Origin of the sequence: Streptomyces sp. NPDC059456 (assembly GCF_042750055.1) — a bacterium.
Taxonomy (GTDB): domain Bacteria; phylum Actinomycetota; class Actinomycetes; order Streptomycetales; family Streptomycetaceae; genus Streptomyces.
Window position 1 is genome coordinate 1 of record NZ_JBHYVA010000059.1, and the last position, 21,294, is coordinate 21,294.

Below are 21,294 nucleotides of genomic sequence, written 5' to 3' on the forward strand. Positions count from 1 at the left end.
CTCTTGGGTGTGTTTCATAGTGATTCACAAGCCCCTCTAAATCGGGATTTTCCTGGTTTGGTCTGTTAGCTGAGCCGGGTCGCGGGATACACAGTGAGGCCGCTCCGCGCGGCGAGCACTGGGTTGCTGACGTTCCAGGCGACTTCGTAGCGCGCTCGCGAAGGCGTTGATGCCACGGAGCCCCGGCGTGACACCTCCATCACGGTCCGACGTTCCGCCAGCGAGACCCACCCGATCGAGTCGAACTCCCGGCGGAAGGCTGCCCCGATCGATGGTCGGGGGTATCCCCAGATGTCTCCGCCTCGGGGTGGCTCGAGGCAGTCCCCTTCCTGATCCGAGAGGAAGACGAGCGCGCGCCCTGAAGACGATCCGAACCGTTGCCGCAACAGCTGCCGAACGGGTGAAGACTTGACTGACGTGAACAGGGGCCTGCTCATGACGCACTCCTCCTTCGCGATGCGTTCGTGTGATCTCGGTGGCGCCCCAGTAGGAACCGGATGACTCCCCGCTGCTGGCGAGCGGTACGGGAGAGCTCGCTCACCAAGTGGTCGAAGGCCGTCCTCTGGAACATGTCGGGGTCGGCTTCGATCCGCCCAAGTCCTTGGGCCACCGCTTCGTACGTGGCCGGGTCATCAAGACCCAGCACGACGAGTGCGAAGCCCTGCTCGGGGTGGCGCTCCAGAGTCCTGGCCAGACTCATACGGACGGCACCCGGTGTGCCCGGCTGGGGGAACGTCGAGAGCGACATGGAGTCGATCACGTGCACCGCCAGCGAGTGACGGGGTGTTCCCCGGCCGGCCTCCAGCCACCTCGTCACCGTCTCCAGGACCTCGACGTGGTTCGCCTCCTCGGTGAGGAGCGCGCCCAACGCGAAGGAGACGGCGGAACGCAGTTTCGCGTCCAACTCCGGGGAGGAGCCGTCGAGGACGGTGTCCAGGAGTTTGAGGGCCGCGGTCGGCCGAGCAAGACCGTAGCTACCACCACATGTCTCGGCGACCGTGCAGCGGAGTACGGCAGATGACCGGCTCCACCGGCGCATCTGTTCCTTGACCGCACCGGACACCAGAGGGTGCTGGACGATCTCTCCCAGTGCGACTGCGACCAGACGTCGACGCCAGCGGTCGCCCGAGGAGGCGAAGCGGTGCAGCTGATTCAGCGCGCCGGGGCCGGTGGCATGTGCGAGCACCCGGCCGATCGCCTCTCCGGCGGCCAGATCCAGGCCCGGCTGATAGCGCAACTGCTCCAGCGCTCCCCATAGCGCTTCTGGCATGCCTTCGAAGTCCAGCCACAGGTGTCGCAGGAGTGTCGCGGAGCGGTGCCTGCCGGAGAAGACGATCGGCTGCACGGGGTAGCGGTACCGGTCGGCTGGAGAACTACGAGGTGCCAGCGCGCGTGCGCCGATGGCTTCGAGCCGTTCCTCGAACGAGGGGCCGAGGACATCCGGCGACTGATCCTCCGGAACCTCTCTCTGCCCCGTCTTGGCAGCACGCGCACCGAGCAGGGGGCGCATTGCTGTGACGAACTGCTCGATCACAGTGCGGTCCTGTCCCGGGAGCAGAGCGACGGCCGCCATCAAGGAGACCTCGGCGGCACTGTGCCGGGCCTTGGCGAGCGCTGAACGGGCGGCGGCCTCGGTGCCGGTCAGGAGTTCCTCAAGCACGGACCCGATCGGTGCCGACGTCTCCGCACACTGCCGCAACCCGTCCGATAGGTCGACTGCGTCGCCGGGCAGCGGATGCGTCGATAGGTAGTCGGTGAAGTCAGGGGAGGCCAGGTGCCCCAGTGCGGCGTCCAGTTGTGAGCTGTTGAGCTTCCCTTCAGCGGCCACGAGCCGTAATCGCCTCTCCGCGACCTCATGAGGTCCGGGCGCGGCATGCACCTCTTCCCACCGGCTGGTGTCTGACGGCAGCCGGGCGTCCTGCGCCATGGTGACTACCAGGTGCGCCCCGGCGCCGTGCAAGGCCTCGGCCAGCCCCGCCAGCCGCACGCCGTCGAGAGATCGGGCGGATGCCGCCGGCAACCCCTGCAGGAGGTACCCACGGCCTGCCTTCGGCCGCCACGCGGACAGATCCGCCATCGCGTCCAGACCCGTGACACCGCCCTCGCCGTGCCTTTCGGCGAGAAGAGCGAAGGCCGTCGTACCGGCGCCCGTTCCGGCCCTCGCCCTGAGCAGCACGATCCGGCTGTCCAGTGCCTTCCGGCAGCGCGCGTACGACGGCGGTTCGACGAATCCGTACAGTCGGTCGCGCACCTCTTCCACCGGGTAAGGGCCCTCGCGCAGGCGTGGTTTGAGGATTCGCTCGGTGGCTTCGTCGTTCCACGCACTGATGTTCAGGTACGTGAAGTCGCCTCCAACGTTGCCCATCAAAGCGACCCCGCTGTCGACCCGTTGGCGACCTTCACGGAGGGAGCTGTGCTGACCGGCCTCCCGGCCAACCGACGGATCGGGCTGGTCAGCGTCCGGCTGGATATCCGGCTCAGCGGTCGGTCCGGGTCCGGCGTTCACGGGCGGTCCCCGTCGCCGGCCCGCTTGTCACCCGCAACGTTGTCTCCGCTGCCCCAGTGCTGGTTGGTTCCGCGGTACGTGGTCGCGGGCGCCGTATAGGTGAAGTCACGACCGACGTTGCCCATCACTGCGGCGCCTTCCCCGACGTGCTGGGAGTTTCCGCTGTACTCCGTGCCGGAGCCCTTGTCCGATGCCACGTCGGGGGCCGTCGGCACCGCGCCCACGGGTTCCTCACGCGGCTGGATGCCCGCCCGTACGAGATTCCCGGAAGGCGAAGGAACGTACAGCCACGCCCGCTGCGAGAAGTTCTTGCCGTCGACGGTGGCCGCCACTTCGACACACCGGTCGGGATGGAGCCCCGTGTAGGCGCCCAGCACGACGTCTTCGTAGACCCGTTCCGAGATGATTGCGGCGAGGTGGGTCACCTCCTCGCTCGCCGCGGCGAGGATCGCCTTGACCGGGCGCGAATCCAGTAGCCTGTGCATGTCGTTGCGGGCCGTGCCGTTTCCGTCCCCGGGCTCGCCCCCGTCGGGCAGCGGACCGACGTGGACGCTGACCCGGAGCCTGATCCGCGGACCGACGGCCTGGCGGTTGTACGAACCGAGCACGTCGTCCAGAACGCCCAGGAACGGCCAGAGCACGAAGGGCAGGTGCGCCGGATCGAACCCGAAGACGACGCCGTCCCCCGTATTGTCGGGAAATCGCTGGGCATCACGCAACTGGTGCAGGCCAGCCCGCTCCAGCGCCTGGTCCACCAGCTGCGGAATGAGCTGGCTGACCGGACCGTGTTGAGCGGCCGGAAGGCCGGTGAAGTCCTTCGCGTCAACGGCGAACAGGGCACGGTAGGGCGGAAGCGGTCGGCTTTCCGCGTACGGGACGGGCATGGGCACGGGCATGCGGGATCTCCTCACGGATGGTCCAGTAAGTAGCCCTATTCGGGCTGCTCCGAGGTTCCATCCGCGCCGCTCCACCGAGTGCACAGCACTGGGCGCACGGGGCGTGTCCCAGGTCACAGACCGCCGCCCTCAGTCGGCCGCCGCCCAGCGCTTCAGGACTTCCACGTCCCTGATAACGATCACCCGCCGCGCTGTTTCGACCAACCCGGCGGCCCGCAGCTGCCCCAACCCGCTGATGACCGCATTGCGTGTCACGCCGATCGCCTGCGCGACCTCTTCCTGGTTCAGCCCCGTTAGCCGGACGGGGTTGCTCCCGGGCATCTGATCAGTGAGCACGGCCAGCCTCAGCAGCGTGCGCGCCAGTCGCACGACCAGGGGCATGGTCTGCAGTTCACCTCGGTGGAGGTCTGACTCACGCATCCTGGCGAGTGCCTGGCGCATCAGATGGATGACCAGTCCGCGTTCCTCGACAAACCGCACGAAGCGCTCGGCGTCCAGGACGACCGCAACACAGGGCGTTAAGGCGACAACGTCTGCCGTGCGTGAAGTTCCATTGAAGACCGAGACCTCGCCAAGGAGGTCCCCCGGCCCTCGGAACGCGAGCCAGGTCTTGTCACCGTTGGGCTCTCGGCACACCACTTTGGCTAACCCGGAGGTGAGGGCCAGGAGGTGTGTCCCGGGCGAACCTTGCCGCAGCATCACGCTGCGCTCCGGAAACATCCTGGTTACGCCTTGACTGCGCAGGTCACGCCAGACTTCATCGGACAGCACGTGTCGCCTTCCCATCACACCCACACCGGTGCACATCGGACTCACGAGTTGTACGCCGATGTCTCGGGCGGCACCGCCCATCAAGTGATGTTGGCCGAAAGTAATCGTGACGGTCCGACTCAGCTCGCTGCTCGGACGCGAGGGCTGGCGCCTGCTCGTGATAGCGGCCGAGAACGGCTTGTCGTAGCCCATCGGTGGCCCGTCGTGCTTCTCGACAGGGGATCTTGGGTCGCGCGCCAAAGCTCCTCAGATCAGGCCATGCGCCGCACTGCCGTCGGGACGGCCAGGTAGGTCTGTTCGTGACGGACCACCTACGGCGCCGGACGACGGCTAGTGACCGAATCGATCGCTCAGCAGTCGTCTGGAGGTGGGGATCCAAGAGAGGCGCATTGGCGTGCCGGCACCGCGAGACGCCAGTGCGCGGAAGGTGATGGTGGCCCAGCGCAGCCGAGACACGGCGCCGGAGCTCGCCTTGCGGCGTGCCCTGCACGCATTGGGCTTCGCCGATCGGATTCTCGACCTCGGCGACGGTGGTGCTCCGATGCGGCTGGTCAACAGCAAAGGAATGCATCAGGTGAGGTCGGCCTGGACCAGTGCGCTGGGCTGCCCTTCTTTGAATGCATGGTCTGGTCGTGGCAGGTTGTGGACGGTGGTGCTGTCGCCCGCTGGGCTACTTACGCTGTTGCTCGATCAGTTCGAGATAGCGGCTGTAGTGGGGATCGGTGACCTGTTTGTCGTGGACCAGGGTCCCCTCCTCCATACGATAGGTTCGGTCGCGATCACCCTTGAACGAAAGCCAGTTGAAACTAGTGGTAACCCATGTGTCGTCGAAGACGAGGACTTTGGCGTGGGTGCTTTTGAGACGGCTGAAGACGAACTTTCCCTTGTAGCGGCCAGCGAGGTTCTCCAGACGTCGGATGGCGAGCGGGTCGGACTTACTGTCGTTGTCTTCGTAGCCGTACGCGATGTGGACGGTGACGCCGCGCTGCAGGCGGGTCTCGAGTTTGCTAAGGAACTCGGTAGTAATGATCGCCTTTTTGATCCATGGGGAGATGATGAGTAGCCGGTTCCGAGCCTGGGTGAGCGCCTGGTCGAGGAGGTCGGGGTGCTCAAAGACACCGATCGCCCGGATTTCGTGAGTAGGGGCCGCTTGCTCGGCAGAGTCCGGCGGCCGCGGAACGAGCCCTGGTGCTGCAAGGTGAGCGGCTGCCTGTTCGGAGCGGTGCTGGGTAATGTCGGGCAGGGTAGTACGGGCCTGCTCCAGTTCCGGTTCCAGGACCGGACGTTCGGGAGCTGGCTCGACGGTGATGCCGAGGGCCTTTGCGCCGCCCTGTGCGATGAGGGCGAGTTCGTGGGGGTGGCTCAGTTCTCCGTCGACCACGATGCCGATCTGGATGTCGGTGCGGTCAGCGTCGGCGTAGACGAGGATCTTGGCCGGCATCACCCGTCGCGCCTTGTCCTGGGTGAGGTTCTTGATGAGCAGGACGTCGCGCCGAGTGTTCCCGCTCTCACGCAGAAGGGTGTTGATGTCGTCGGCGGAGATGTCACCCGTCTCGATCGGGCCATGGTGGGCAGCGGGGAGAAGGAGCACGCCTTCTTCTTCAGCCTGGCCGCGGGGACGGAGGATGTTGCGTTCGTATGGGCGGGCCTTGCGCAACAGCTGGTCGTAGACGATGGGCTGGTTGACACGTGTGGGAGTGATCGCCGCATGGTCACGGGCGGCTTGCTCGCCGCGCCGGGTCAGTAGCAGGGGTCTGACTGCGGATTCCGTTCCGGAGGTGGGGCGACCGTAGGCGAGGTAATCCTGGGAGAAGTGCTGGGCGAGGGTCTGGGTGACCATGCGTTCGGGCAGTCCCAGCAGGCCGGTAATGGCCTTCTCGCTGCTAACACCATTGTCTACCAAGCGGAGTAGGAACTCGTCGAGGAGGGGCAAGTCCTTGCGTTCCTGGGCGAGGACGTCTGCGGTCAGCAGAGTGACGGGCAGACCGGCATCAACGATGGCGACGAGCTCGAGGCCGGGTCGGGCCTGGTGGTACCGGAGAGCGAGGAGGCTGTCGGCGCTAAAGTCAGGCATCGCGGATCTCGCACTCCTCGGGGTGGTCGTGCAGGTATTCCAGGACGTCGCGCAGGGCTCCAGGCTTGCTACGGCAGAATGCAGCGTCGCCAATGACGGTGAGGCCGAAGCGCGCACGGGAGAGCGCGACGTTGATGCGCCGCCAGTAGGGCTCGCCCAAGAATCCGAACTGAGAGCGGTCGTTGCTGCGTGTAACGCAGAAGACGGCGAGGTCACATTCGCGCCCCTGAACGGCGTCGACGGACAAGACTTCGTAGTCGAGGTGCTTGAGCTTGACTGAGGCCAGGCGTCGAGATAGTTCTTCGACCTGGCGTCCGTACGGGGCGATGACCAGCACGTCGAGGGTACGTCCGTCAGGCGGCTTGATGACGTTCTTGTCGATGGCTTGGTCGATTACCTCGAGCCGACGGACGGCGAGCTGGGCTTCTATGCGATTGGAGATACTCGTCTCGGTGGACGTGCGGTCGGACTCGCGCCGGTCGGGCCGTTTGGTGGTGTCGAGCCAGAGAACGGGTTTGCCGATCACGTCGTATCCGGGCAGCACATGATCGTTGAGGGAGAGCAACTCCTCGTTGTAGAAACAGGTCGAGATCATTTTGCCGATAGCTGGGGTCATCCGATACTGCTCCCGCAGGAGGTGCCTGACCGGCGGCTCGGTACGACGAACCAGGTAGTCGAACAGGGTCGTCGTGACCAGCTCGGGGATCAGCTGATGGTCCGCCATGATCTTCTGTTCGCGCAGCAAATCTTCATCGACCGGCGGGAGTTGTTTGGTGTCGCCAACCAGCACCCATCGGTGAGCGCGCGCGAGCGGAACAAGGGCTTCGGTCGCGGTGGCCTTGCTTGCTTCATCAAAGATGCATAGGTCGAACTCGATGTCCCGAGCCGCAGGGTGGCCCAGGAAGCCCAGTGCAGTGCCACCGACGACCTGCTGCGTGCGCAGGAATGTGCTGATCAGGTTCTGGTCCGTCCCGATTCGCTGCAGCCATTCACCTTGCAGACTCAGCAGCCTCATCAGGTCGCGTCCTACTCCTCCACTGCCGAGCAGCACCTCGACGGCGTCGCGTGCGTCGGCGGGTGTGAGGTCCTCACGCAGGGTCAGTTCGCCCGTGAGCATGCGCTGGGCCTGGTTGTAAAGCTCAGTGCGCTGCTGGAGGAGGTGATCGCGCCGGTCCCGGAGAGTGACGGCCTCCTCACCGAGTTCCCGAGCAGACGTGGTGCGTTCAGGGGCCGGCTGGCTGGTGAGGTCGCTAAGCCTGCGGGCCACGTGCTCGAGGGTGGCGGCGAGCACGGCAAGCTCTTCTAGCAGAAGGGCTGCCTTCAGATGGCGCCCTTCGAACCCCTTGTCGGCGGCGATCGTCTCAAGGTAGCGCTCGGCACGAGTACGGACTTGCTGGGTCCAGCGTTTGACCTGCTTGTCGAGCAGGAGAGGCTGCACAGCGGCTGCGACCTTCGGGTCGTCGGGCTTTCCCAGGCGCACAATCCCGTTGATGCCGGCCTGCTGAAGACGCAGCAGGGCGTTGTCGATTGCGATGTGAGTCTGGCTGACGATGAGGATACGGGCGTGGGCGTTGCGCTTGAGGGTCTGTTCGACGATCTCGGCGATGACGGTGGTCTTCCCAGTGCCCGGTGGCCCTTCGACCAGGAGCAGGTCCTGGCTACCCAAGGCGTGGGCAACAACCGCGCGCTTGCTCCTATCCAGGTCGTTACGGAACCAGGTGGTGATCTCTACTGGCTCGCGCACAGTGATGTCGCCAGGGTTGTCAATGATCTGACGTAGCGTGCGGTTGGCGGTCTGTCCGGCGGCGACACTGGACAGGGCGTCACGCTGGCGGTTCAGCGCAGTCTGACTGGGGCCCAAGAAGGGCAGCAACACCCCGTGCCGGGGAAGGATCGCGCTGGGACGGTTGAAGCGAACCGTCAGGGTGTCGTCGGTCTGGGCGGTAACCTCGCCACGCTCAACCGGGCGACTGTAGGGGTAGTCCGCAACCGACCATTCCTCCCCCACCAGGTTGGCTTCGGTGGGCAGTGCCAGGTGGAAGACGCGGGTGCGACCGTTGCCGGTGACCCGTTCATAGTCGAGGTTCTGCCGCCCGCCGGCCGCCAGTTCCTCCCGGGCATCGAGGAGGCGGCGCCAGCCTTCGAAAAGGTCGCCCAGCTGGTGGTCCTCCCGCGCCTTGGCGGCTTCCTCCCGCGCGGCCAGGTGGTTATCCAGACTGTCGAGCAGGAGAGTCATGCCGTCGTATGCAGGGTCCTCGCCAGGGTCATCGAAGGTCCAGGTCAGCACTGGCCCTAGTTGCATTGACCGTTCCCGCCGCTTGGACATCCATTCCTCGGATCGGGCATCCGCCGAGACGATGACGCTGCGCTCGCTGTAGGTCTCGTCCTGGACGAGGCGCAGGAACCAGGAACGCCCGAAGATTCTCAGGGTGGTCCTGTCGCTCTCGCCGGTCTTCGGAATGTATCCGTAGTCCACATGGACGATCCGTGACAGGTCGTCCAGCACGATCTGCTTGGCTCGGTCCCAGGGGATCTCTGCGCCCGGGGAAACCGCGCAAAGCGCCTCCGCGGCCTTACGGGTCAGCTTGAGCCAGCCCGCATTGGTACGGCGCGCGTGACGATTGTCCTGCGCCTGCTCGGCGTCGAGTAGCCGTTGCTCAAGCACGGCGGCGTTCGCAGGGCGCTTCTTGGGGTCGAAGTCGACGCAGGACTGCAGAACGGTACGCACGTCACCGTCCAAGTCGAGGTCGGCCAGCACCTCGGACAGGTCCGCGTAGTCGCGGGCCTTGCCACCGGACAGGACCTGGAGGGCCAGCACCCCGTAGCTGTAGACATCCCGCACGTAGGGGATCGTGTCTTCCTGCTCAGGTGGCGAGTACAGGCTGGAGCGGAACTCCGCCACGGTCTCGTCCGTCGGGTCAACCGCCTTCGAGCGGATCTTCGCGATGCCGAAGTCGGCTAGCTTCGGTGTGCCGTCCGCCGTGAGCAGCACGTTTCCGGGTTTCAGATCACGATGCTCGATCTCGTGTGCGTGCGCGTGCGACAGGGCGGCGACAAGGGGCCTGCCGATCCGGGCGAAGAAGGCCTGCCAACCGATCGGGCGCCCCTGTGCCATCTCGTCCTTGAGGCTGTGCTCCACCCACTCCAAGGCGATGAAATAGCGGCCAAGCTCCGCGTCGAAGCCCGAGTCAAGCATGCGCACGATGTGTGGGTGCTGAAGCGACTTGAGTGACTTGGTCTCGCGCTCGAGGAAGACCTGGATCACCTCGTCATCCCTCTGCTTGAGTAGCTTGACCGCCGCATAGTCGCCCGAAGACCTGCTGAGGTCCACCGCCTTGCGTACCTCGGACAGGCCGCCGGGGCGCGGATCCTCGGGGAGCAGAAGAAAGCGCTCGTTGATTGTCCGTTCCCCCACGCACTACTCCTTGCTCAGCACCTTCAGATGGTGCGCCCCAGCCCGAATATGCATCCTGTCACCGCTTGGCTTCGGGCGTGCCTGTTGCCACCAATTCATTCCCGCCAACCGCTGGGGCGGTGGTGCTGACAGCGGTCGGTGTTGATGGACCGGCTGCTGGGTGTTCGCTCCCTCCCCCTGCGCGCCGCCGTCACCCGAACCTTCGAGACCGTCCGAGGCGCTCACGCCACCGGCTACGACTCGGGCGTGCTGCACCAGACCGAGGCGTACGCAACCGACGAGGTCACCCCGGGACCACTTCCACCAAATCCACCGCCGCATCCGCCCCAACCAGGTACCCCGACTGATCGACGTCGATGTCAACGCCGACGCGGCCAAACGACCATCACCTGGGAGCCCGTAGCGCATGCGGGCGGCGCCCGAGCACAGCCGGAAGCTGACCCATTGGTCGTCCGATGCCGATCTGACGGCCGCCGACGTCGTAGTCGTGTGCTTAGAAGCCATCTCATTTGGCGACTTGGGTAGGCTGTCGGTCGTGGCGGGGATTGTTGAGCGGCTGGTGCCGGATGAGTTGTGGGTGTTGTTCCAGCGGGTGGTGCCGGAGGCGCCGTCGCGGCCGCAGGGCGGCGGCCGACGTCGGCACGGTGACCGGGAAGTGCTCGCCGCGATTGTGTTCGTGGCCACGTCGGGCTGCACATGGCAGCAGTTGCCGACGGCGTCATTCGGGCCGTCGGGGGCAACGGCCCACAGGCGGTTCACCGAGTGGACGAAGGCCAGGGTGTGGGCCAAGCTCCACCGCCTGGTGCTTGACGAGCTCGGCGCCCGCGGCGAGCTGGACTGGTCCCGCTGCGCGATCGACTCAGTCAACATGCGAGCCCTGAAAAGGGGGACCTGACAGGCCCGAATCCTGTCGACAGGGGCAAGTACGGCTCGAAGATCCACTTGATCACAGAGCGGACCGGTCTGCCCCTGTCCGTCGGAATCTCGGGCGCGAACCTGCACGACAGCCAGGCTCTCGAGCCCCTCGTCCGTGGCATACCGCCCATCCGGTCGCGGCGCGGGCGCCGACGCCGTAAGCCCGGCAAGCTGCATGCGGACAAGGGTTACGACTATGCCCACCTGCGGAGATGGTTACGAGGATGCGGTATCAAGCATCGCATCGCCCGCAAGGGCGTCGAGTCCTCGCAGCGGCTGGGCCGCCATCGCTGGACCATCGAACGCACGATGGCCTGGCTCGCCGGCTGTCGCCGACTCCACCGCCGCTATGAACGCAAGGCTGAACACTTCCTCGCCTTCACCAGCATCGCCTGCACCCTCATCTGCTACCGCAGACTCGCCAAATGAGATGACGTCTTAGCGGGCCACGGCTCCGTGGAGGAACGGGACCGGCACTACCTCCTCTGCTGGGACTCGCAGGAGGACGGCCTCATCTTGGGTCAGCATCGCCGATCACGGAGATGCCGTGGGTCTGATCAAAGAGCTTGCACCTTCATTCGGAACCCGTATCCAGGACCAGACGGTCAACAACGGCGCGCATGCCCACGATGTTCGCCCCTATCTGACCGCTCGCGAAACCGGACTCGCTCTCGCAGCAGCACTCGGCAGAGCCCTTCGGTCCAGAACGGCGGACCAGGGTGACCGGATCGATCAAGCAACAGTTGTCAGGCCATCTCGAAGCGACGAGATGATCTCCTCCTGAGAGCGCCCCCCGATAGCTGGCGAAATGCAACGATCCAGACGCAGTGGCGCCCGGGTGCTGACAGACTCCTCGCAGTAGCAGGGGAGGCTCCATGGGATTCGGTTTCCGCGTCGGTGTGCCGGGACTGAGTGTGCGTGTCTCGACCAGGGGCGTACGGACGTCCGTCGGGCCGCGGATGGCACGCGTGAGCGTGGGCGGCGGCCGGACGACGCTCTCGTCGGGGATGGGTCCCCTCTATGCCTCTACCGCGCTCGGCGGTGGGCGCCGCCGGACCAGTACTAGTCGGACGACCCGCTCCGGCTCGCGTCCGCGGACGGCCGGGCCTTCGAGCGCGCAACTCGAACGGGTACGCCGGCAGGCCGAGCGGGCCCAGCAGGAGGCGGAACGGGATGCGGCCATCGCACACCTGCGGGAGCTGCGGCAGCAGATGACCAGCGTGCACCTGCAGTCCTTCTCCCCTGTGCACCCGCCGGTGATAGCCGGGCCCCCGCAGCTCGGGCTGCCCTGGGCTCTGGCCGAGGCCAAGGCGTTCCACCTGGCGGGGCTCGGCGTGTTCGCCCGTGCCGAGCGCGCGGAGGCGAAGCTGCGGGCCGAGCGCGACGCTCCGGGGTACCTGGCTGCCGAGCAGGCGAGGTTGCACGGCGTCCACGGGGAGCTGAACGCCGAGGCACAGCAGTGGTGGCAGGCCCTCGTCGCGAACGACGAGGCGACCGTGTGCGAGACGGTCAACTACGCCTTCTCCGACAACCCCGCCGCCGGCTGTGCTGTCGGGGTCGACGGCTCCGTGATGTCCGTGGTGATGCGGCAGCACGACATCGACTCACTGCCCGACCAGACTCCTGGCGTCACCTCCAGCGGGCGCCCCACGCTGAAGACGCTGACCAAGCGGGACCGGGTCCTGTGGTGGCTCACGGCCATGGGATCCAACGTTGTCGCCACCCTCAAGGAGGGCTTCGCCGTAGCGCCGGGGATCACCGCGATCGACCTCGCGGTGATCACGCGCATGCCGGACACCCAGCGGCTGGGGTTCGTGGCGTACGGCCGGTGGACCCGCCAGGCCATCGAGTCGGTCCCCTGGCGGCAGCCGGAGGACGCGCTGCGGTTCCTCGATATCGGCCAGGACATCGCCTGCTCCGTCGGCACGACCGCCTCCGGAAATCTTGCGAGCACCATCAAGCCGCTGGACACCAGTCGACTGCCCGGCCTGCGAAGCCTGCTCGACCATGCCCAGGACGACGCCACCTCCGTTGACGCCACGCTCGCTGGCCTGGATGGCGACCTCCTCGCCAACGCTCCGGCCACTCACGATGCGTCGGCTCCGGACCACTACCGGATCCACACGTTCGCCGAGTGGAGGAACCAGACCCCGTCGGTGGCGCAGCCGCCCGCCATGGGCCAGCCCGTGCTCGCTGCCCCGACGTCGCTCACACCGGGGCAGAACCTCACCCTGCCCGACGAGGCATGGGAAGGGCTGACCGTCGCGTTCAGCTTCGCCGGCGCAGATGCCGACCTCACGCTCTTCCTCACCGACGCACAGAGCCGGGTCTCCTCCGACGAGGACTTCGTCTTCTACAACCAGCCGTCCGCTGCCCAGGGGGCCGCGCGTCTCCTGGGCAAGCAGAACGATGGCACCCACTCCGTCGAGCGCGCCGCCATCCACCTCGCAGCCCTGCCAGAGCACGTCCAGCGCATAACGATCGCGATCAACATGGACGTCGACACCGGACTGACATGCGGCTCCCTCACCCATGCAGAACTGTCCATGAGATGCGCCACTACCTCCTGGACCTTCCAGCCACCCGCCGACCCGGCCATCCGCGCGATGGTCGTCGCGGAGCTGTACCGGCACAGGTCCGCCGAGCATCGGCCGGTGTGGAAGCTCCGAGCAGTCGGACAGGGGTGGGCCGACGGACTCGATGGCTTGGCCAGAGCGCACGGAGTAGATGTGGGGTAGCCCATCGAATCGATACTCAACCCCTAGCCGCAGCAGACGGCGTACGTGAACGCTGCGTAGCGCTCCCCACGGCCCGTATCCCCCTGACCAGCTGCGAACCGCCTTCGGAGGCGCCCTATGCTGGGGAGAATTTGGGGAGAATGAAGCCCCGTTGGGGAGCGGCTGGGGAGGATCGGCCGCACAAATAGGCAATGCGGCGAAAGAGCCAGAAAGGCGGATCGCCGCAGAACAGAGGGCACCTCCGGGCTATTTCCGCAGGTCAGCGGTGTGAGGGTGACGACTTCAAGAAGATCTCCTCCTGGGCCGCCATCCTGTTCGCACCCACCCTGGTCGGCACGATCTACGGCATGAACTTCGAGTACATGCCTGAGTTGGGCTGGAGCTTACGATACCCCCTTGCGATCTGCCTCATGGGGATGGTTTGCGTGAGTTTGTACATAATTTTTAAGCGGCGGGACTGGCTCTATGCTCCTCACATCCCGCTCAGCACTCCTTCGCACTTTGCTCTCGCATCACTCACAGATCGACTCAGAAGCAGCCCCGGGGAGTCCCTGGGGAGAATAGATGCGGGTGATCTCCTCACCTTGTCCCCGACAAGCCTGTGACCAGCCCTTTTTGGGCGTCGGCAAGCTCTGGGGAGAATCTGGGGAGAACCGAACGAAAGTCAGCGCCTTGCGCCCGCCGCAACGAGCCCGCCGGGCTTCCTGTTCAGCGCCCCTTACAGAGCCCGCCGACCCTGCGGCGCATCACAGACAGTAAGCCTCTTCCATCCTCACGCTGATGCGTGGTGAAGAACGATGACGGCCTTGACGATGTCGGTGATCCAGTTGGTGCTGCAGCGCAGTTTCCGGAGCAGGCGCCAGCCCTTGAGGACTGCCGTGACCTGCTCGCCGAGGCAGCGAATCTTGGTGTGGCTGCTGTTGCATCGGCGCTGCCAGCGCTTGAGCCGGAGGTCCCGGAAGGGGATTCGGACGGGTCGGCCAGCGCCTTGGTAGGCCTTGTCCGCCCAGGTCATGGATGGATCCGGGCAGGGCCGCCGAGGCCCACAGCAGTCGGCCGAACGGGTCGGTGAGGACTTTCACGTCCATGCCGTGGCGTTTGTGCTTGCCGGAGCAGAGCCGGATCTCAACACTCACCGGAATCCCCCGGGCAATCGCGTGGCGGGCCAGGTCCAGCGCACTCGCTGCATCGGGGTTGGACAGCCGCCGGTTTACGGGGCATGTGCGTCGGGCGGTGGCACGGCAGTGCTCGGGTGGGTCTCGATCCACCCTGGTCAGGTCGTGCTGATCGTAGGGCCAGGCGCTTCCTCGCACAGCCCGGATTCCGCCCAGGCGCGGAAGCTGTGTTCCAGCCGCGAGCCCTTGCGGTCGGCGGATCCCGCGAGTGCGCGGGAGAGGCGGTAGTTGTTGAAGAGGACCAAGCCGGTGAACTCCACGCGCTCAGCCCGGCGGGCGTAGTGGCCGGCTATCGCTGTGGTGACTGCGGCGGTGCACAGCGGAACCTGGCCTGCACCCCCGATGACACGTACGCGATCACGGATGTGGCCACGACGCCGGCCACCACGTACGACGCCCGGGCTCTGCCCGGCACCCATGCCCGGCTGGGGCGTCGCGGCCAGCTGCCGGGCCCCATCCGTCTGCACCGCCAGAACGAGGGCTTCAGCCGGGACGGCATCGGCTTCGACTGCTGCCAGCTGACATGCCCACAGAGCCAGGTCAGCAAGGGATCGCACGGCCCCTACCCGACCTCCTCGCCCACCGCAGCGCCGCTGATCACGGCACGGTTCACCAAGGGCAGTGCCAGCCCCCGCGCAGTCCGCACCTGGTGCACCAAGCGTCCGGAACGTCGGCTTCCCCCCGCGCGAACTCCGAGACCTACAGATCCGAGTCCGCGCCGAGGACCAGATGCCCAACTGGCGGGCCCGCTACGCGGTCCGCTCCGAGTGAAGGACGCCGTCAATGAGTTCGCCCATGTGCACGGCATACGCCGCTGCCGGAGACAGCCGAAGGCCCACCTGCAGCACGTCCTCACGGCCATCGCCGTGAACATCGGGAGGTTCAGCGTCTTTCCGCCGACCGGCGAAAGTACCCCGCCACCAACCGCCTTCCGGAACTTCCTGGACAAGCACGAAATCCAGCGGCCAAGGTCCTGACGAACCGCCAGCGACTGACGTGAACAACTGCAAGATCCCCGACAGTGTCAAGCTAGGATTGCGATTCGCGGTCGGAATCGGGGGAGGCAGCACGCGTGGGTGACGGCAAGGACAGCGGCAAGGTTCTGGACATCAGTACGGCCGATATCAAGTTGACGGCGCCGGTCTTCCTCACGCAGGGCCAGAACTTGAGCAAAGCGCTCACGACGCTCGTCACCGCCCTCGATGGGCTCGGTAAGCCGTGGGGAGATGACGAACAGGGCAAGGCATTCGGCGACGCCTACAGCCCCCAGCAAAAGGCCATCGAGAAGGCGGCTGGCACCCTCGTCCTCGGTCTGGTCAGCATTCACGAGGCGATGGCCGACATGGCGGACGGGCACGTCGACAACGACGAGCTGATCGCCGGGATGTTCACGAAGGTGCTGTCGAAGGACGGCGAAGGACACGACAGGGGCGACAAGTGAGCATTGAGGACGAGGCCAAGGACCTCCTGCTCACGCTGGGCCTGTGGTGGCCGGATGCCAATTCCGGCACCCTGCGGCACGCCGCCGATGCCTGGCGGACCTTCGCCGACGCCGTCGACGATGTACGTACGCCCGTCAACAACGCGGCCTCTTCCCTGATCACCAACAACACGGGGGAGGCGATAGAGGCGTTCGGGACCTTCTGGGGGCGGTACGCCAAGGGCAACGACGCGGGCTGGCTCAGCGACCTCGCCGAGGCGTCCCGCCAGATGGCCGAGGCACTGGACAAGTTCGCGAAGGCCGTCGACGACGCCATCAACAAACTCTGGACGCAGATCGGCATCGATGCCGCGATCATCGTGGGTGGCATCGCGCTGGCCTTCGTGACTGCGGGTGCTGCCGCGGGTGCTGCCGCCCTGGCCACCGAGGCCCTCATCGAATTCGGTGCCACTATGGGCATCGCCGTCACCACCACCGTCGCCGAAATCGCCGCCGGCACGTTGGTCGCGGCGGCCTTCGGGAGCATGGAATCGGTGACCATCGACCTCGCGGTCGCCCAGCCCCTGAAGATCGCCACCGGCATGCAGAAGGGATTCAGCCTCGACGAGATCAATGCCGCGGCAAAGGACGGCATGATCTACGGCGGGGCGTTCGGCGCCGCCGGTGGTGTCACGAAGGCCGGCATCGAGGGAAGCCTGTTCACCAAGACCGAGGTGCCGTTGATGCTGCGGCCGCCGACGCTCCGCCCCGACCTGGTCGAACTCGGTCCGGCGGCCCGGCAGTGCAAGAGCACTCCGTGCGTCGGAGAGCCGATCGACGTGGCGACCGGCGCCATGCTGATGACACAGACCGACCTCACACTCCCCGCCGACCTCCCCCTGGTCTTCGAGCGCACCCACCTGTCCTCGTACCGCGGTGGAGTGTGCTTCGGCCCCACCTGGGTCTCCACCCTGGACGAGTGCCTTCAGATCGACGGGGAAGGAGTGGTGTTCGCCGCCTCGGACGGCATGCGCCTGGTCTACCCCGTTCCCCAGCCGGGCGAGCCCGTCCTGCCGGTCAAGGGCGCCCGCTGGCCGCTCGAATGGGACGGCAAGCCCGACGGCGTCATGACCATCACCGACCCGGACTCCGGAGTCGTCCGCACCTTCAGTACCCCCCTCCCTTCCGGCACCTTGGGTGTCTTCCACCTCCCCCTGGACAGCTGGCACGACCGCAACGGCGCCCGCATCGACATCGAGCGCACGCCCGACGGCATCCCCACCGCGCTCCGCCACTCCGGCGGCTACTACATCGCCGTCGACACCCAGGGGCCGCGCATCACCGCCCTGCGCCTGCTGGACCAGGCCCCGTCGCGGTACGAGCCGTCGCCGGGCGAGGACGCCGGTACGGTCGTGATGCGGTACGGCTACGACGAGGCGGGCAACCTCACCGAGGTCATCAACTCCAGCGACGAACCACTGCGTTTCACGTACGACGCCGAGAGACGGGTCACCTCCTGGACCGACCGCAACGGCACTTCGTTCGCGTACTTCTACGACACCCGCGGCCGGGTCGAGCGCACCGAAGGCAGCGAAGGAGTCCTCTCCGGCACCCTCGCCTACGACGACCAGGCGCACACCACCATCTACACCGACTCCCTCGGCCGCCGCTCCACCCACCGGTACAACTCCGCGGGTATGGTCGTCGAGGAGACCGATCCGCTCGGGCACACCACCCGCACGCAGTGGACAGCGAGGGGTGACAAACCCGTCTCGGTCACCGATCCGCTGGGCCGTACGACGCGCTACACCTATGACGAAGCCGACAACCTCACCGCAGTCACCCTGCCGGACCAGACCGTCGCCCGGGCCACGTACAACGCGCTCGGCCGGCCGGTCGAGGTCGTCGAACCCGGTGGTGCGACCTGGCACCAAACCTACGACGAGCGCGGCAACCTGGTCACCACGACCGACCCACTCGGCGCCGAAACGCACTGTGCCTACGATGAGTCGGGCCACTTGGTCACTGTCACCGACGCCCTGGGCCATACCCGCAGGGTCACACCGGACGCGGCCGGGCTGCCCGTCGCCGTCACCGATGAACTCGGACACACCACGGTGGCGCGCCGCGACTCCTTCGGCCGTGTCGTCCAAGTGGTCGACCCACTGGGCGGGACCACCCGCATGGGCTGGTCGACCGAAGGCAAGCCGACGTGGCGCGAGCATGCGGACGGCAGCCGGGAGTCCTGGACCTGGGACGGCGAGGGCAACCCACTCACCCACACCGACCCCGCGGGCAACGTCACCCGCCACACCGCCACGCACTTCGACGTACCCGCCACCCGCACAGACCCGGACGGAACGGCATACGCCTTCGCGTACGACACCGAGCTCCGGCTGACCGAAGTCACCAACCCGCAGGGGCTGACCTGGACGTACGCGTACGACGAAGCCGGCCGACTGGTCACGGAGACCGACTTCAACGGCCGGACGCTGACATACACGCACGACGCGTCGGGCGCTCTGACATCCCGCACGAACGGCGCAGGCGAAAAGCTGAGCTTCACCAGGGACGCGCTGGGCCGCGTCGTCGAGCAGCGCACCGACGCGGGCGCCGTCACCACGTACGCCTACGGCACATCGGGCCATCTGATCCACACGGCCAACTCGGATGCGGCGGTCGCCATCGAGCGGGACGCCCTCGGCCGCACGCTCACCGAAACCGTCAACGGCCGGACCATCACCTACGTGTACGACGTGCTCGGACGTCTCGTCCGGCGCACCACCCCGTCCGAGCTGAACTCGCAGTGGACCTACGACCCGGCAGGCCGCCCCGCGGCGATCAGCACCGAGTCTGGCTCACTGACCTTCGCGTACGACGCCGCGGGCCGTGAGACCGAGCGCCGCCTTGGCGACGGAGTCACGCTCACCCAGTCCTGGGACGCCGCCCACCGCCTCACCGAGCAGACCCTTTCGGGTTCGGGCCGGGTGGACGAGGCCGACCGCCTCCTCCAGCACCGCACCTATGCCTACCGCGAGGACGACTACCTGACGGAGATCCGCGAACTGACCTCGGGCACCCGTCGGTTCGACCTCGACCAACTGGGCCGGGTCGCCGGGGTCCGGGCGCACGGTTGGACCGAGACGTACGCCTACGACGCGGCAGGTAACCTCACCCACGCCACCGCCCCCGCGCACGAATCCTCCGGCGACCGCGCATTCAACGGCACCCTCATCCGCAGCGCCGACCGCACCTCGTACGAGCACGACGCCCAGGGCCGCCTGATCCGCAAGACCCGCAAGCTCCTCAACGGGCAGCAGCACACCTGGACGTACGCGTGGAACGCGGAAGACCGCCTGACGGAGGCCGTGACACCTGCCGGCGAACACTGGCAGTACACGTACGACCCACTGGGCCGCCGAATATCCAAGCACCGCTTGTCAGAAGACGGCTCGACCGCCGACCGCACGGAATTCACCTGGGACGACACCCGCCTGGCCGAACAGAACACGTCCGACGGCCAGGTCACCACCTGGGACTACGCCCCAGGCACCCACCGCCCCCTCATCCAGACCGACCACAGACCGCTGGTCCGGGAACAAGGCGCATCACTGCTGGCCACACTGGCCCAGGACACCTCGGCGGACTACAGCACCCACTTCCACGCCGTCATCACGGACACGGTCGGCACGCCGACCGAGCTGGTCACCCCTGACGGTGAACTGACCTGGCAGCGCCGCACCACGCTGTGGGGCGCGCACTTCCCCGCCCCGACGGACACCACATCCCTGGACTGCCCACTCCGCTTCCCCGGCCAATACGCGGACCCGGAAACCGGCTTTAACTACAACTACTTCCGCTACTACGACCCCGAAACCGCCAGGTACATCAGCCCGGACCCGCTGGGCCTGGAACCGGCACCCAACCACCACGCATATGTTGTGAACGCGTTGGGCTGGACCGACTCGCTGGGGCTTGCGGCACGGGGGCCGAAGGATCCGCTTGACCTTGGAAAGGGGTATCGAGGGCGATTGGACACCTGGCAGGAAGGAATGAAGGGGAGAGACTTTGAGATCCATGTCTACGACAAATCTGGCCGCGAGGTGGGTATTTTCGGCAGCGACGGCTGGTTCAACAAGCACCGGACAATAGGTGCAGATGTCGAAGTTCCACCAAGTGTCGAGAATGCGCTGAAGGGGAAAGCCATCGATACCATGCGGCGGCATGGACGGATTGGCCCGAGAGGGACCGAAGACATCACCGGAGATAAATGGCAGCGACCCCGTCTTGCCTCGGAAGGCTGTAAATGAAATATGTGAAGGCGGACTGGGATTCAGAGATGCACGGGTTCAACCTGGACCCGAGTGCCTATCTCGTCGAACTTCCGCAGATGCGGGACGCGTTGCCTGCCGGAGCCTGGGCTTTTGCCTCCGACGCCGAGCACTACAGCATGCGCGGTGCCCGATCCGTAAAAGACCTCGAACTGGCAGGAATCTCCGTTCCGACGGACAAGCGTGGGGTCTTGACCCTGGAATTTTCCGCCAACCAGTGGAAGCATGAATCCGGTCTTCGGATTCGGTACTCCGGGGTCTCGCACTTCTCGATCGACTACGATCAGTCGATCGACTGGATGCAGGCCGATACGGTACTCCTCGACGAGATCCTTCCGCGGCCCGATGGTTGTAGCCACGAAATTGCGCTGACCGATGCGTCGATCACTGTTCACTGCCAGGACTTTGAAGCCGTATGGGGTGCCGCGTGATGAGCAGTCTTGCCGCCGGGACGCAGGGCCGTCGCCCGTCGTCATCGGAATCTTCCTTCTGGCCGGGCTGGTCGGCGTCGGGTGTGGTGCGAGCTGGGCGTTCAATGTGCGGGGCATCGCGGTGCGGCGGGCCGAGGGCATTCGGCAGCGTCAGCTGCCGGTAGGGATGCACCTGGCGCAGCCGGCCGGTTCGATGTGGGCGCTGCCCTGGTACCACCGGGTCCTGGGGGCGGCCATGACGGGCGCCGGACTGGTGATGGTGGTCGCGGGGTATGCGCTCTGGCACCTCCGCCGACGCGTCCCGGCCCCGGCCCGGGGGCCGACCCAGGGCTGGAACTGTCGGCAAGGAGGGGGAGCGCTCGACGACTTGCGGTCCCTCCCCCTCGATCAGCTCGCGTGCCTCTTCGAGCCGCTCCGGAGCGGGCTCCTGGCCACGCGCCAAGTGGGGGCCGTACGGCGCACTGAGCGGCCCGCCAGGACGTCGGTCCGGCGCCCGTCCCGCATGACGAAACGCCCGTCGATCAGAACGTGCGGGATTCCGGTCGGCAGCAAGCGCGGGGTCTCGTACGTCGACCCGGCCGCGACCGTGTCCGGGTCGAAGAGGACCAGGTCGGCGCGGAGG

At 66.5% G+C, this 21,294-nt stretch carries 11 protein-coding genes and 3 pseudogenes; 6 read left to right on the plus strand and 8 right to left on the minus strand.

The window, feature by feature from the left end; genetic code table 11:
• Positions 1 to 433: 433 nt before the first annotated feature.
• From ACFXA3_RS08395 to ACFXA3_RS08415, 5 genes are all read right to left on the minus strand, one after another.
• Positions 434 to 2,506 (minus strand): hypothetical protein, encoded by a 2,073-nt coding sequence (locus ACFXA3_RS08395; protein ID WP_385183745.1) that lies wholly within the window; start codon positions 2,504 to 2,506, stop codon positions 434 to 436.
• Positions 2,503 to 3,402 (minus strand): hypothetical protein, encoded by a 900-nt coding sequence (locus ACFXA3_RS08400; RefSeq protein WP_385183748.1) that lies wholly within the window; start codon positions 3,400 to 3,402, stop codon positions 2,503 to 2,505. The genes ACFXA3_RS08395 and ACFXA3_RS08400 overlap by 4 nt, the downstream gene beginning before the upstream one ends.
• Before the next feature lie 129 nt (positions 3,403 to 3,531).
• Positions 3,532 to 4,365, minus strand: a complete 834-nt coding sequence (locus tag ACFXA3_RS08405) for a Crp/Fnr family transcriptional regulator (protein ID WP_385183751.1) — start codon at positions 4,363 to 4,365, stop codon at positions 3,532 to 3,534.
• 478 nt (positions 4,366 to 4,843) lie between these two features.
• Entirely contained in the window at positions 4,844 to 6,247 is a 1,404-nt protein-coding gene (locus ACFXA3_RS08410; RefSeq protein WP_385183754.1) for a phospholipase D-like domain-containing protein, read from the minus strand.
• The gene (locus tag ACFXA3_RS08415) at positions 6,240 to 9,662 is read right to left on the minus strand and encodes an AAA domain-containing protein (protein WP_385183757.1); all 3,423 of its coding nucleotides are present in this window, start codon (positions 9,660 to 9,662) and stop codon (positions 6,240 to 6,242) included. Before ACFXA3_RS08415 ends, ACFXA3_RS08410 begins: the two co-directional genes overlap by 8 nt.
• Before the next feature lie 544 nt (positions 9,663 to 10,206).
• Between ACFXA3_RS08415 and ACFXA3_RS08420 the strand changes: the two genes are divergently transcribed.
• From ACFXA3_RS08420 to ACFXA3_RS08430, 3 genes and pseudogenes are all read left to right on the plus strand, one after another.
• A protein-coding gene (locus ACFXA3_RS08420; RefSeq protein ID WP_385183773.1) for an IS5 family transposase occupies positions 10,207 to 11,006 on the plus strand; the annotation gives its coding sequence in 2 pieces (ribosomal slippage) (positions 10,207 to 10,546 and positions 10,546 to 11,006; 801 coding nt in all).
• A gap of 578 nt (positions 11,007 to 11,584) precedes the next feature.
• Positions 11,585 to 13,315 carry a TerD family protein gene (locus ACFXA3_RS08425; protein ID WP_385183760.1) on the plus strand — a complete coding sequence of 577 codons (1,731 nt, stop codon included), beginning with the start codon at positions 11,585 to 11,587 and terminating at the stop codon, positions 13,313 to 13,315.
• Positions 13,316 to 13,596: 281 nt separating this feature from the next.
• Positions 13,597 to 13,779: pseudogene (locus ACFXA3_RS08430) on the plus strand (CorA family divalent cation transporter); the annotation flags it as partial.
• Positions 13,780 to 14,087: 308 nt separating this feature from the next.
• On the opposite strand, the pseudogene ACFXA3_RS08435 reads toward ACFXA3_RS08430, so the two are convergent.
• Both ACFXA3_RS08435 and ACFXA3_RS08440 read right to left on the minus strand, forming a co-directional pair.
• Positions 14,088 to 14,427 (minus strand): annotated as a pseudogene (locus ACFXA3_RS08435) (transposase family protein); the annotation flags it as partial.
• A 161-nt stretch (positions 14,428 to 14,588) separates the two neighbouring features.
• Positions 14,589 to 14,957 (minus strand): hypothetical protein, encoded by a 369-nt coding sequence (locus ACFXA3_RS08440; protein WP_385183763.1) that lies wholly within the window; start codon positions 14,955 to 14,957, stop codon positions 14,589 to 14,591.
• Between the two features lie 605 nt (positions 14,958 to 15,562).
• Between ACFXA3_RS08440 and ACFXA3_RS08445 the strand changes: the two genes are divergently transcribed.
• From ACFXA3_RS08445 to ACFXA3_RS08455, 3 genes are read left to right on the plus strand one after another with little or no spacing between them, the layout of a single operon-like run.
• Positions 15,563 to 15,931, plus strand: coding sequence for a hypothetical protein (locus ACFXA3_RS08445; protein WP_385183766.1), 369 nt, complete (start codon positions 15,563 to 15,565; stop codon positions 15,929 to 15,931).
• Positions 15,928 to 20,220, plus strand: coding sequence for a DUF6531 domain-containing protein (locus ACFXA3_RS08450; RefSeq protein ID WP_385183769.1), 4,293 nt, complete (start codon positions 15,928 to 15,930; stop codon positions 20,218 to 20,220). The genes ACFXA3_RS08445 and ACFXA3_RS08450 overlap by 4 nt, the downstream gene beginning before the upstream one ends.
• Entirely contained in the window at positions 20,217 to 20,672 is a 456-nt protein-coding gene (locus ACFXA3_RS08455) for a hypothetical protein (RefSeq protein ID WP_385183772.1), read from the plus strand. Before ACFXA3_RS08450 ends, ACFXA3_RS08455 begins: the two co-directional genes overlap by 4 nt.
• A 387-nt stretch (positions 20,673 to 21,059) precedes the next feature.
• On the opposite strand, the pseudogene ACFXA3_RS08460 reads toward ACFXA3_RS08455, so the two are convergent.
• Positions 21,060 to 21,294 (minus strand): annotated as a pseudogene (locus ACFXA3_RS08460) (hypothetical protein); the annotation flags it as partial.